The sequence below is a fragment of the Amycolatopsis benzoatilytica AK 16/65 genome, from assembly GCF_000383915.1.
GTDB lineage: Bacteria > Actinomycetota > Actinomycetes > Mycobacteriales > Pseudonocardiaceae > Amycolatopsis > Amycolatopsis benzoatilytica.
Genome location: NZ_KB912942.1, coordinates 5,573,617 through 5,586,489 on the forward strand (window position 1 = coordinate 5,573,617; position 12,873 = coordinate 5,586,489).

Below are 12,873 nucleotides of genomic sequence, written 5' to 3' on the forward strand. Positions count from 1 at the left end.
CCCTCAGGCCGCGACCGGAGCGGCTTCGTCCGCCACCGGCTCGTCGTTGACAGTGGCCGGCGTGACCGGGTTGCGCCGCGACGCGAGCCAGATGCCCAGCGCCAGCAGCACCCCGACCCCGCCGACCAGGACCGTGCCCCAGCTGCCCCGGGTGGACACCGCGGCGGCGATCGCGCCGACGATGGCGGCGGCGGGCAGCGTGAGCGCCCAGGCGATCACCATCTTGCCCGCGACGCCCCAACGCACCTCGGCGAGCTTGCGGCCGAGGCCGGAACCGATGATGCCGCCCGAGGTGACGTGCGTGGTCGACAGCGCGAAGCCGAGGTGCGACGAGGCCAGAATGACCGCCGCCGAGCTCGTCTCCGCCGCGAATCCCTGCGGCGTCTGGATTTCGGTGAGCTTCTTGCCCATCGTCTGGATGATCCGCCAGCCGCCCAGGTAGGTGCCGGCCGCGATCGCCACGCCCGAGCAGAGGATGACCCAAACCGGCGGGCTGGAGCCGGGCGCCAGCGAACCGCCCGCGATCAGCGCGAGCGTGATGACGCCCATCGTCTTCTGCGCGTCGTTCGTGCCGTGCGCGAGCGAGACCAGGCTGGCCGAGAGCACCTGGCCGGTCTTGAAGCCCTTGCCGACCACGTCCTGCCGCGATTTCGCGGTGATCCGGTACACCAGGAAAGTGCCGGCGATCGCTACGACGCCCGCGACGATCGGCGACGCGATCGCCGGGATCAGCACCTTCTCGACGACCTTGCCGAAGTGCACCGCGTCCGCGCCGGAGGCGATCCAGGTCGCGCCGATCAGCCCGCCGAACAGCGCGTGCGACGAACTCGACGGCAGCCCGACCAGCCAGGTGACCAGGTTCCAGACGATCGCGCCGACCAGTCCGGCGAAAATCACCACCGGGGCGATTTTCGTGTCGTCCACGATGCCGCCGGAAATCGTCTTCGCGACTTCGATCGAGAGGAACGCGCCGACGAGGTTCAGCACCGCCGAGATCGCGACCGCCACCCGGGGCTTCAGCGCGCCGGTGGCGATCGACGTGGCCATGGCGTTGGCCGTGTCATGAAACCCGTTGGTGAAGTCGAAGGCCAGTGCCGCGACGATCACCACCAGGACAATAAGAGAAAAGTCCATACCCGCTCTCCAGTTCGGAGTGTCCTGCGCAATAGACGCTACCGATTCCGGAGACTTCTCCAGATCCCTCGAAGAGTGTCCAGTAGTTGAACTCTGAATGAACGCGATCTTGCCGAGTGCTCCGGTTTCTTGCCGTTCACCTGCTGGTCGGTCACCGGTCGGGATTCATCGTCGCCATTCATCGTCGCCTTCGCGCGCCGGACCCGCGCGCACACCCGGACGCACAGTCGCATCGGGGCAACAATTCTGCCCCGGCGCACTTGCCCCCACTTTCGAACTACCGGGCCGGACGGTATTCAGTCGCCTGCGGCAATGCGCTCGGCAGCGCATTCACCGTGCGGGAGCCACCCGATTCTGCTAATCGGTCATTTCCGCCATTTCCGGCAGCGGAACGGGCCCGGGGCCCCTGGACCGCACTGCTACAAAACCCCAACGACCCGTCAAGCCTCCCCGCCAATACCCCACCCCAATGTGGCATTGGGTGCGTGAGATGCACCCAATACCCCACCCCAATGTGGCATTGGGTGCGTGAGATGCACCCAATGCCACATTGGGGTGCTCGCCCCGCCCGGTCAGGCCGCGATGCCGGATTACGCCATCGGTCTCGAGGTGGCCGACCGCCGTCCGGCACAGAATCGCCTCGTCCGCACTGGTCGCGACTGCGGCCAAGCCCAGCGGGTCCACCAGGCGCTCGCGGAGCACGTCGTGGAACAGCTTGCCGCGCAACACTTCCACCAGCCGGCCCAGCACCACGTACCCGCTGTTGGAATAAGGAGAACACCTGGCCTGGGGTGAACAAGCGCTCCGCTTCGGTCAGGCCGGCGACGAACTTCTCAATCGCGTCGGGGTTGCGTCTCTGGTCGACATAGTGGTTCGCGTCGATCCCAATGTGGCATTGGGTGCATGCGACGCACCCAATGCCACATTCGGTGCGTGAGATCCACCCAATGCCACATTGGGGTGCGTGAGACGCACCCAGGAGTGTGGGTGAGCAGCTGGCGCGCGGTCAGCAGGTCGGTCGCGGCCGGATCGCGCAGCCGGAACCCGGGCAGGTACTCGCGCACCGGCCGGTCGAGGTCCAGGACGCCGTCGTGCACCAGCTGCTGGACCAGCGTCGCGGTCCAGATCTTGGTGATCGAGCCGACCTTGAACACCGAGTCGCCGGTGGTCTCGACCCCCGTGCGCAGGTTCAGCACCCCCGCGGCCTGGTCATGGATCTCCCCGCCGGCCAGCACGGCGACCTGTGCGCCCGGGACGCCGTGCTTCGCGATGAGCTCGCGCAGGTTCCAGCTCATCCGGCCACCTTAGTGACCGCTCACCGCACCCGTTCTCCCTTTCGCCACACCGCGTGTGTCAGCGGCACGCCGGGCCGGTACGCGAGGTGGGTCGCGGACGGAGCGGCGAGCACGTGCACGTCCGCCCGCGCACCCGGGCGCAGGTACCCGACGTCGTCCCGCCGAAGCGCCTGCGCGCCACCCGCGGTCGCGGACCACACGGCCTCGTCCACGGTCATCCGCAGCTGCAGGACCGCAGTCGTGACACAGAACGCCACCGACGTGGTGTACGAGCTACCCGGGTTCGCGTTGCTGGCCAACGCGACCGTCGCACCCGCGTCGAGCAGCCGCCGCGCGGGGGCCAACGCCTGCCGAGTCGACAAGTCGCACGCGGGCAGGATCGTCGCGACTGTGTCGGACGACGCGAGCGCTTCGACGTCAGCATCGCTCAGGTAGGTGCAGTGGTCGACGCTGGCCGCGCCGAGTTCCACTGCCAGCCGAACGCCCGGGCCTTCGCCGAGCTGATTGCCGTGCACCCGCAGGCCGAGCCCGCGTTCCGCGGCGGCCTTGAGCACCCGCGCCGACTGCGCCTCGTCGAACGCGCCGGTCTCGCAGAACACATCGGCCCAGCGCACGTGCGGCGCGACCGCGTCCAGCATCTCGCCGCACACCAAGTCCACATAGGACTCGGCGGCCGCGCCCGGCGGCACCAGATGGGCACCGAGGAAGGTCACCTCGTCGGCGACCTCGGCGGCGATCCGCGCCGACCGCGCTTCGTCGGCGACGGTGAGGCCGTACCCGGTCTTCGTCTCCAGACAGGTGGTGCCCTGCGCGGCCGCTTCCTCGACAAGCCGACGCAGGTTCGCTGCCAGCTGCTCGTCCGACGCCTCCCGGGTGGCGTTGACGGTGACGGCGATTCCGCCTGCCGCGTAAGCCTGTCCGGCCATCCGCGCCTCGAACTCGGCGGTGCGGTCTCCCGCGAACACCAGGTGGGTGTGGCTGTCCACCCAGCCCGGCAGCACCGCTCGGCCTTCGACGTCCACGCGCTCGTCCGCGTCCGGAGCCTGCGCCGCCGGTCCCGCCCACGCGACGGTCTCCCCGTCGAGCACCAGAGCGGCATCGCGAAGCTTGCCCAGCTCCGGGTCGTTCGTGGTGAGCTCGCCGATTCCGGTGATCAGAACTGCCACAGCGCCTCGATCTCCTTGGCCAGTACGGTTTCCGGTCGTTCGATCAACGCGTGCGCCCCGTCGCGCACCACTTCCCGCCCGGCGACGACCACGGTACGGACGTCCGGCGCTCCGGCGGCGAACAGCACGCCGGACGGCTCGATGCCGGCCGTGCGCACCGTGTCCAGCGCGACCGTGACCAGGTCGGCTCCGGCACCGGCGGCGAGGGCGCCGACCTCCGGCCAGCCCGCGGTGACGTGGTCGGTCCCGGCGGCCAGCAGTTCCTGCGCGGTGAACCGGCCGCGTTCCTCGCAGGCCAGCCGATCGTCGAGCTCCAGCGCCCGAGTCTCCTCGAACGCGTCCACCACCGCGTTGCTGTCGCTGCCGATGCTCAGCCGCACCCCCGCGTCGGCCAGGCTCCGCGCCGGGCCGATGCCGTCGCCGAGGTCCCGCTCAGTGGTCGGGCAGAAGCACGCACCGGCCCGATGGTCGCCGAGCCGCTTGAGGTCCAGCTCGGTCAGATGCGTCGCGTGCACCGCGGTGAGCCGCTCGCCTAGCACACCGCTTTCGAAGAGCAGCCCGGTCGGCGTCGACCCATACGCCGTCTCGCACTGCTCGTTTTCGGCCCGCTGCTCGGACAGGTGGATGTGCAGCGGCCGGTTCTCCGGTACCGCGTTGTTCACCTCCGGCAGCTCGTACCGTGGAACCGCGCGCACCGAATGGATCGCCCCGCCGACCCGGAACAGCTCGTCTTCCTTCAGCAGTTCGACCCGTTCTGCCCACTTCTCCGCGGAACCGTCGGAGAACCGCTGCTGCACTTCGTCCGGCGGCACGCCGATGCCGCCGGCGAGGTAGCAGGTGTCGAGCAGGGTCAGCCGGATCCCGGCGTCCCGCGCCGCCTGCCGCAACGCGTCGCCCATGGCGTTGGGCGACGCGTACGGCGTGCCGCCCGGGCCGTGGTGCAGGTAGTGGAACTCGGCGACGCTCGTGTAGCCCGCCAGCACCATCTCCGCGTAGACGCCCCGGGCCAGCCGGAAATACGCGTCGGGATCGAGCCGGGAGGCGAGCGCGTACATCCGTTCCCGCCAGGTCCAGAACGTGCCCCGCTCGTGGTGCGTCCGGCCGCGCAGCGCGCGGTGGAACGCGTGCGAGTGCCCGTTGGCGAACCCGGGCAAGGTCAGCCCGGCAAGGACGGTCCCGCTCTTTTCTGCGCCCGGCGTCGCCGAAACGATCCGGCCGTCGGCTGTTTCGATCCGGACCGCGTCCGCGACCCCTTCGGGCAGCCAGGCCCGTTCGCACCAGTAGACGGTCATTTCGTGAGCCGCTCCAGCGCCTCGGCCAGCGCCTTCGCGCCCGCCTCGACGTCGTCCGCCTCGACGAATTCCTCCGGCGCGTGGCTGATGCCGGTCGGATTGCGCACGTACAGCATCCCGGACGGCACGAATCCGGCCAGGATCGCCGCGTCGTGCCCGGCCCCGGTGGGCAGCTCGGGCGGGCTGCCCAGCCACTCGCCGAGCGACCGCCGCAACTGCTGGTCGAAGACCACGTCGTCGGAGTACGACTCCCGCGTGACCGCGATTTCGCAGCCCTCCGCGGCCGCCGCGTCCCGTGCCGCCCGGGTGATGTCCTCGACCAGCTCCGGCGTCGACGTGCCCGGCACCCGCGCGTCCAGCCACAGGTCCACAGTGGACGCGATCACGTTCGTCCCGCCCGGCGTGGGCACCAGCCGCCCCACGGTCGCCCGCGCGTCCGGTCGCGTCCGGGCCAGCCGACGCACCGCGAGCACGGTTTCGGCTGCTGGCAGCATCGGGTCGGCCCGATCCGCGAGCAGCGTCGCCCCGGCGTGATTGCCTTGCCCGGAAAAGGAGAACCGCCACCGGCCGTGCGCGATCACGGTGTTGCCGACGGCGACCGGCGAGCCGAGGTCGATCAGCCCCTTGCCCTGTTCCACGTGCAGCTCCAGGAACTGCCCGATCAGCCCGAGCCGGTCCGGTTCCGGGCCGACCCGGTCGACGTCCAGCCCGGATTTCGCGGCCGCTTCGGCGAACGTGACGCCGTCCGGGTCCCGCAGCGCTCGCGCCCGGTCCGCGTCGATCGTCCCGGTGAGCAGCCGGGAGCCGAGGCACGGCACGCCGAACCGGCCGCCCTCTTCCTCGGCGAACACCACGACGGCGAACGGCTTGCCCGGCTGGAAACCCTTGTTCCGCAGCGCTTCTACCGCGGCCAGCGCACTCGCGACGCCGAGCGGCCCGTCGAACGCGCCGCCGCCGGGCACCGAGTCCAGGTGGCTGCCGGTGACGACCGCGTCCGGGCCGGGTGTGCCCCACCAGGCCCACAGGTTGCCGTTGCGGTCGGTCTCGACGTCCAGGCCGAGCTGTTGCGCCCGCTCCACGAACCAGGTGCGCAGGTCGTGCTCCGGCGCGTCGAACGCGTGCCGGGAGTAGCCGCCGCGTCGGCCGTCGCGCCCGACGTCGGCGATCTCGCCGAGCAGCCCGGATGCGGTCACGCCTGCTCCCGCATCGGAATCCGGACCCCGCGCTCTTCGGCGACCTCGATCGCTCGCTCGTACCCCGCGTCGACGTGCCGGATGACGCCCATGGCCGGGTCGTTGGTGAGCACCCGCTCGAGCTTCTGCGCGGCCAGCGGCGTGCCATCCGCGACGGTCACCTGACCGGCGTGGATCGAACGGCCCATGCCGACGCCGCCGCCGTGGTGGATCGAGACCCAGCTCGCCCCGGACGCGGTGTTGACCAGCGCGTTCAGCAGTGCCCAGTCGGCGATCGCGTCGGAGCCGTCCTTCATCGCCTCGGTCTCGCGGTACGGCGAAGCGACCGAGCCGCAGTCGAGGTGGTCGCGGCCGATCACGATCGGCGCGGACAGCTCGCCGCTGGCCACCATCTCGTTGAACTTGAGGCCGGCGCGGTCCCGCTCGCCCTGGCCAAGCCAGCAGATTCGGGCGGGCAGGCCCTGGAAGTGCACCCGCTCCTGCGCCAGGGTGATCCACTTGCGCAGCCGCTCGTTCTCCGGGAACAGCTCCAGGATCGCCTCGTCGGTCTTGCGGATGTCCTCCGGGTCGCCGGACAGCGCGGCCCAGCGGAACGGCCCGCGGCCCTCGCAGAACAGCGGCCGGATGTAGGCCGGGACGAAACCCGGGAACTCGAACGCGCGGTCGTACCCGCCCTTGCGCGCCTCGTCGCGGATGGAGTTGCCGTAGTCGAACACCTCGGCGCCGCCGTCCTGGAACTCCACCATCGCCCGCACGTGCTTGGCCATGGAGGCCTGGGCCTCCTTGGTGAAGCCAGCCGGGTCGGCCGCCGCGCGCTGGTGCCATTCCTCGAATGGAACGCCGGACGGCAGGTAGCTCAGCGGATCGTGCGCCGAGGTCTGGTCGGTGACGATGTCGATCGGCGCCTTCATTTCCAGCAGTGCCGGGAAGATCTCGGCGGCGTTGCCCAGCAGCCCGATCGACAGCCCGCGCTTCTCGTCCCGGGCCTGCACGGCCAGTTCGAGCGCGTGCTCGATCGACTCCGCCTGCACGTCCAGGTAGCGGTGCTCGATCCGGCGGCTGATCCGGCTCTGGTCGACGTCGACGCAGATCGCGACGCCGTCGTTCATCGTCACCGCGAGCGGCTGCGCGCCGCCCATGCCGCCGAGGCCGGCGGTGAGCGTGATCGTTCCGGCGAGCGTACCGCCGAACCGCTTGTCCGCGACCGCGGCGAACGTTTCGAAGGTGCCCTGCAGGATGCCCTGGGTGCCGATGTAGATCCAGGACCCCGCGGTCATCTGGCCGTACATGGTCAGCCCGAGCTCTTCGAGCCGGCGGAACTCTTCCCAGTTGGCCCAGTCGCCGACGAGGTTCGAGTTCGCGATGAGCACCCGCGGGGCCCATTCGTTCGTCTTCATGACGCCGACCGGCTTGCCACTCTGCACCAGCATGGTTTCGTCGTCGCCGAGTGTGGTGAGCGTGCGCACCAGCGCGTCGAAGCACTCCCAGTTGCGCGCGGCCTTGCCGGTGCCGCCGTACACCACGAGGTCTTCGGGACGCTCGGCGTTCTCCGGGTCGAGGTTGTTCATCAGCATCCGCAGCGGCGCCTCGGTCTGCCACGAGCGGGCAGTGAGTTCGGTGCCGCGGGCAGCGCGGACGACACGGGGGTTGCTCATCAGACCTCCAGTTCGGCCGCGGCCAGGACAGCGCCCGACCGCACGAGTTCTTCGGCAGCCGCGATCTCCGGTGCCAGATGCCGGTCCGGGCCGGGGCCCTCGACCTTGGTGCGCAGCAGTTCCCGGACGCGTCCGGTGACCGGCGAAGGCGCGAGCGGCGCGCGGAAATCAAGCGCGCGAGCCGCAGTGAGCAGCTCGATGGCGAGCACGGTGGTCAGGCCGTCGACCGCCTTGCGCAGCTTGCGCGCGGCGGACCAGCCCATCGACACGTGGTCTTCCTGCATCGCGCTGCTGGGAATCGAGTCGACCGAGGCGGGCACCGCGAGCCGCTTCAGCTCGCTGACCACCGCGGCCTGGGTGTACTGCGCGATCATGTGGCCCGAGTCGACGCCCGGGTCGTGCGCGAGGAACGGTGGCAGGCCGTGCGACCGGGCCTGGTCGAGCATCCGGTCGGTCCGGCGTTCGGCGATGCTCGCCATGTCGGCCACCGGCACGGCAAGGAAGTCGAGCACGTACGCGACCGGCGCACCGTGGAAGTTGCCATTCGACTCGACGCGGCCGTCCGCGAGCACCACCGGGTTGTCGACCGCGGACCACAGCTCGCGGTCCGCGACCAGTTCGGCGTGCGCGAGCGTGTCCCGCGCGGCGCCGTGCACCTGCGGCGAGCACCGCAGCGAGTACGCGTCCTGCACGCGGTTGCAGTCCGGACCGCGGTGGCTTTCCACGATCTTCGATCCCTGCAGCGCCGCGAAGATCCGCGCCGCGCTGGTCGCCTGGCCTGGGTGCGGGCGCAGCGCCTGCAGGTCCGCGGCGAATACGCGGTCCGTGCCCAGCAGTGCCTCGACGCTCATCGCCGCGGTGAGGTCCGCGACATCGAACAGCCGGTGCAGGTCGGCCGCGGCGAGCAGGAGCATGCCGAGCATGCCGTCGGTGCCGTTGGTGAGCGCGAGGCCCTCCTTCTCGGCCAGCACGACCGGTGTGATCCCGGCAGCCCGCAACGCGTCCGCCGCCGGCTTCCGCACTCCGGCGTGGAACACCTCGCCCTCGCCCATCAACGCCAGCGCGACCGCGGCGAGTGGCGCGAGGTCGCCGGAGCAACCGAGCGAGCCGTATTCGTGCACCACCGGCGTGATATCCGCGTTCAGCAGCGCCGCAAGCGTTTGCGCGGTCTGCGGCCGGACCCCGGTGAACCCGCTGGCCAGCGTGCGCAGTCGCAGCAGCATCAGCGCGCGCACCACTTCGGTCTCCACCGCCGGACCGGCGCCCGCCGCATGCGAACGGATCAGGCTGCGCTGCAGCGCGGTACGGCTCTCGACGGGGATGTGACGCGTGGCGAGCGCGCCAAATCCGGTCGAGACCCCATAAGTCGGCGACGTCGCATGCGCGAGGTCTTCGATGTGCTGGCGGGTGGCGGCGAGGTTCTTCTCAGCCGCCTCGGCGAGCCCGACGCGCGCGTGCCCGCGGACGACGTCGACGACCTCCGCCGCGGTCATCGGCTTCGAGCTCAAGAGGACTGGTTCCGGCATGCCGCCATTGCACCTCCCGGCGGGCGGCGGCAACAGAGCGGAGTTGGCGGTAGTGTCTGGAATCCAAGACAATACGTGGCGAGAGCCTCGGCCACCGAGGCGAACGGCCCCCTCATACTCCGTACGAGTGGCACGAGGGGTCCCCTCGCACCGACCGGACAGGAGGCGACAGTGAGCAGTTCCGACGTTCCCGCCCTGCGCAACGGCCTCGCCGTGCTGCGCCTCCTCGCCGGACACGCCGGTCCAGTCTCGGCCGCAGCCATCGCGAGAGACCTCGATCTCCCCCGTTCCACGACGTATCACCTGCTGAACGAACTGACCACGACCGGCTTCGTGACGCACTTGCCCGCCGAACGCCGGTATGGACTGGGCATCGCCGCCTTCGAACTGGGCTCGGCCTACCTCCGCCACGACCCGCTGGAACGCCTGGCCGGACCGCTGCTGCGCAAACTGGTGGACCGCATCGGCCACACCGCGCACCTGGGCGTCCTGCACGGCAACGAGTCGCTGTACCTGATCAAGGAACGCCCAGCTCGGCCGGAAACCCTGGTCACCGACGTCGGCGTGCGCCTGCCCGCGCACCTGACCGCCTCCGGCCGAGCCATGCTCCAGCACCTGCCGGCGGCACACGTCCGGGCACTGTTCCCGGCCGCCGCCTCGTTCGTCCTGCGTACTTCGCGCGGCCCGAACTCGCTGGCCGCGCTGCGTCGCACGCTGGCGACCGAGCTCCGCTTGGGCTGGTCAGTCGAGGACGGTCACGTCACAGCCGGTTTCGCCTCGGTGGCCGCCGCCGTCTTCGACCACGGCTCACGCCCGATGGCCGCGATCAGCGTGACACTGCGGCACCTGTGCCCGGACGACGAGCCATGCAGCGAAACATTCCCTGCGCTGGCGGAAGCGGTAGCCACGACGGCCGCCGCGCTCACGTCGAGCATCGGCGGCACCCGCCCGACGTAACAACGCCCTCTTCAGCGCAGCCCATCGCCACCGTGCCAGACCGCTCGCTCCGCCCCGCAGTCCGTGAAGGGCCCCTTGAGAGACCTAGATTCCGTAAAGGGGCCCTTCACGGACCGGGAGCGCACTCGTCTGCCGGGACTCGCTCGCCGAAGAGCCACGGCACTGCCACGCCTCGACGCTCCCGCGAACGCAAAAGGCCCGCGCCCTGTGCGGGCGCGGGCCGTTGATGCGTGGAGGTGCCGGGAATTGAACCCGGGTCCTCTAGCGCCTCCTCAAGGCTTCTCCGTGCGCAGTCCGCTCTGTCTCTACTTGGCCCCTTCAGTCACGCGAACAAGCTGAAGTGACGGGCCCAGCCACTGTTTGCTTCCCTACCAGGCTCCGCGGCCGGGACTGGCGGTAAGCCTCCTAGCTGATGCCGGCGACCGGGTCGGAGGCGACCCCGGGCCGACAGACTTGCTCTACTGCGATCAGGCAGCGAGAGCGAAGTCGCGCTGGCTATTGGCCTTGGCGCTTATTGGTTTGCGATGACGCTTGCGGTGGTCTCTCGCCTGCACCGGCACGCTTCCCTTGACTCGACGTCCAGAGTCGAAACCGTTCACCCCCTTGTAGGTGTTCTTAACCTGTTCATCATAACCCGCGCGGCAACGGGTTTGTTCCCGCCGGGGGTAGGGCTTGCCCCACCGTCAAGATGGCTGTTCGCCCCCTGGCTGGCACCCCCGGACACGGCCATCCTGAACAGGTCAGTTTCCGCAGTGAGGGAGCCCCGCCATGGTCACCGTGCCCGCCGATCGCAGCCACCGGCGCCGGACTCCGCCGTTGGGCGGGTCGCTGGCGTACCTGCTGCTCAACTTCCCGATCGGCGTGTTCTCGTTCGCCCTGATCACGGCGCTGGGTTCGGCCGGGCTGGGCACGGTCGTGGTGTGGATCGGCGTACCTCTGCTCGCACTGCTCCTGCTGTTCGTGCGGGCCGCCGGGCGGATGGAGCGGGGCCGGGTGTTCGCGCTGCTGGACGTCTACATCGACGACCCGTACCTGCCGTTGCCGATCTCCGGGCAGAAGCAGCGGTGGCTGCGCCGGTTGAAAGACCCGGCGACCTGGCGCGACCTCGGCTACCTGTACCTGCTGTTCCCGCTCGCGGTGGTCGAGTTCGTCCTGGTCGTGACGGCCTGGGCGGTCAGCCTCGGCCTGGCCGCGCTGCCCGTTTACTACCGCTTCCTGCCCGGCGGCGTCTACGCTTTCCCCAGCGACGACCTGCGCTGGTTCACCGTAGACTCGTTCGTGTCCGCGCTGCCTTGGGCGGCACTGGGGGTCCTGTTCGCCGCGGTTTCGATAGCTCTGACGAAGGGGCTGGCGTCGATGCACGCGGCGCTGGCGACCGGAATGCTCCGGCCCACTCCCGCCCAGCGCCGCCGCATGGAGCGTTCGTGGAACGAGATCGACGGGATGACGGTAGCCGGATGACCACGCAGGAGGCGCTTCCGGAGCATCCGAAGCCGAATCCGGCACGCACGATCGGCTACATGCTCGCGTCGTTCGTGCTGCGGTTGCTGCAGTTCATCCTGATCGTGGTCGGCGCGTCGGTGGGCACCGCGACGCTGGTGGTCTGGGTCGGGTTCCCGATCCTGCTGGCGGTCACCGCGTTCATCCGCTGGTCCGGCGACCTGGAGCGACGGTGGGCGCGCACGATGCTGGGCGCTCCGCTGACCCCGGCCGAACGGCTCTCGACCGAGGGACAGTCGCTGACCCGTCGGTGGCTGACCCGGCTTTCCGACCCGACGACCTGGCGGGACCTGGCGTACCTGCTGCTCGCGTTCCCGCTGGCGGCCGCGGAGCTGCCGATCGCGCTCGCGTCGATCGTGCTGCTGCCGATGGCGATCTGGGTGACGCCGTGGCTGGGCTGGCTGCACGGGAACCTGGCGCTCGCGCTGCTGGGCCCGAACCGGACGAAGAAGCTGGAAAAGAAGGCCGAGCACCTGCAGGCGTCCCGGGCCCGGGGCGTCGACGCGGCGGAGGCCGAGCGGCGCCGGATCGAGCGCGATCTGCACGACGGTGCCCAGCAGCGGCTGGTCGCGGTCGCGATGAGCCTGGGCCGCGCGAAGTCGAAGTTCGACCAGGACCCGAACGCGGTGCGCGACCTGATCAACGAAGCGCACACCGACGCGAAGCTCGCCGTCTCCGAACTGCGCGATCTGGCGCGCGGCATTTACCCGGCCGTGCTGGGCGACCGCGGCCTCGACGCGGCGCTGTCCGCGCAAGCCGCGAAGTCGCCCATCCCGGTGGACGTGCAGGTGGACGTCGAGCCGCGGCCGCCGGCGGCGGTCGAGACCACGGCGTACTTCATCGTCGGCGAGTCGCTCACCAACATCGCCAAGTACTCCGGTGCCACCGAGGCATCGGTGAAGGTCTGGCGGACCGACACGCACGTGATCACCGAGATCACCGACAACGGCCGCGGCGGCGCCGAAGTCCGCCCCGGCGGCGGGCTCGCCGGACTGGCCGACCGCGCGGCGACGATCGACGGCGTGATCACGGTCGTGAGCCCGGTCGGCGGGCCGACGGTCATCCGGGCGGACCTGCCCTGCCAGTGGTGAACGCGTCGCGGGTGGCCCGAAGGCTCGCCCGCCCGCGCCCGTCGACGAGGCCCCGGCGGCCCCG

11 protein-coding genes and 1 other RNA gene are annotated in these 12,873 nt (G+C 70.4%); 3 read left to right on the plus strand and 9 right to left on the minus strand.

Annotated features, from left to right (window positions below):
* Window positions 1–3 precede the first annotated feature (3 nt).
* The 8 genes from AMYBE_RS0125675 to hutH all read right to left on the minus strand — a co-directional run bounded on the left by AMYBE_RS0125675 (window position 4) and on the right by hutH (window position 9,261).
* Window positions 4–1,134 carry an inorganic phosphate transporter gene (locus AMYBE_RS0125675; RefSeq protein ID WP_027928008.1) on the minus strand — a complete coding sequence of 377 codons (1,131 nt, stop codon included), beginning with the start codon at window positions 1,132–1,134 and terminating at the stop codon, window positions 4–6.
* Between the two features lie 357 nt (window positions 1,135–1,491).
* Window positions 1,492–1,887, minus strand: a complete 396-nt coding sequence (locus AMYBE_RS46720; protein ID WP_342663904.1) for a hypothetical protein — start codon at window positions 1,885–1,887, stop codon at window positions 1,492–1,494.
* Between the two features lie 80 nt (window positions 1,888–1,967).
* Window positions 1,968–2,429 carry a serine hydrolase domain-containing protein gene (locus AMYBE_RS46725; RefSeq protein WP_027928009.1) on the minus strand — a complete coding sequence of 154 codons (462 nt, stop codon included), beginning with the start codon at window positions 2,427–2,429 and terminating at the stop codon, window positions 1,968–1,970.
* Window positions 2,430–2,449: 20 nt separating this feature from the next.
* The gene (gene hutI, locus AMYBE_RS0125685) at window positions 2,450–3,595 is read right to left on the minus strand and encodes an imidazolonepropionase (RefSeq protein WP_020662264.1); all 1,146 of its coding nucleotides are present in this window, start codon (window positions 3,593–3,595) and stop codon (window positions 2,450–2,452) included.
* Entirely contained in the window at window positions 3,583–4,887 is a 1,305-nt protein-coding gene (locus tag AMYBE_RS0125690) for a formimidoylglutamate deiminase (RefSeq protein ID WP_020662265.1), read from the minus strand. The genes hutI and AMYBE_RS0125690 overlap by 13 nt, the downstream gene beginning before the upstream one ends.
* Window positions 4,884–6,080, minus strand: a complete 1,197-nt coding sequence (locus AMYBE_RS0125695; RefSeq protein ID WP_020662266.1) for an allantoate amidohydrolase — start codon at window positions 6,078–6,080, stop codon at window positions 4,884–4,886. The genes AMYBE_RS0125690 and AMYBE_RS0125695 overlap by 4 nt, the downstream gene beginning before the upstream one ends.
* Window positions 6,077–7,735, minus strand: a complete 1,659-nt coding sequence (hutU, locus tag AMYBE_RS0125700; protein WP_020662267.1) for a urocanate hydratase — start codon at window positions 7,733–7,735, stop codon at window positions 6,077–6,079. The genes AMYBE_RS0125695 and hutU overlap by 4 nt, the downstream gene beginning before the upstream one ends.
* Window positions 7,735–9,261: a histidine ammonia-lyase gene (hutH, locus tag AMYBE_RS0125705; protein ID WP_020662268.1), complete on the minus strand. Its 1,527-nt coding sequence runs from the start codon at window positions 9,259–9,261 to the stop codon at window positions 7,735–7,737. Before hutH ends, hutU begins: the two co-directional genes overlap by 1 nt.
* Window positions 9,262–9,432: 171 nt before the next feature.
* On the opposite strand from hutH, the gene AMYBE_RS0125710 reads away from it, so the two are divergent.
* Window positions 9,433–10,218 (plus strand): IclR family transcriptional regulator, encoded by a 786-nt coding sequence (locus AMYBE_RS0125710; RefSeq protein ID WP_020662269.1) that lies wholly within the window; start codon window positions 9,433–9,435, stop codon window positions 10,216–10,218.
* Between the two features lie 228 nt (window positions 10,219–10,446).
* Here AMYBE_RS0125710 and ssrA read toward each other — a convergent pair.
* Window positions 10,447–10,821, minus strand: a transfer-messenger RNA (tmRNA) gene (gene ssrA / locus AMYBE_RS43690).
* A 165-nt stretch (window positions 10,822–10,986) separates the two neighbouring features.
* On the opposite strand from ssrA, the gene AMYBE_RS0125715 reads away from it, so the two are divergent.
* Window positions 10,987–11,679 (plus strand): sensor domain-containing protein, encoded by a 693-nt coding sequence (locus AMYBE_RS0125715; protein WP_020662270.1) that lies wholly within the window; start codon window positions 10,987–10,989, stop codon window positions 11,677–11,679.
* A complete protein-coding gene (locus AMYBE_RS0125720; protein WP_020662271.1) occupies window positions 11,676–12,809 on the plus strand; it encodes a sensor histidine kinase in 1,134 nt (377 codons plus the stop codon). Before AMYBE_RS0125715 ends, AMYBE_RS0125720 begins: the two co-directional genes overlap by 4 nt.
* The last annotated feature ends 64 nt before the right edge of the window (window positions 12,810–12,873 follow it).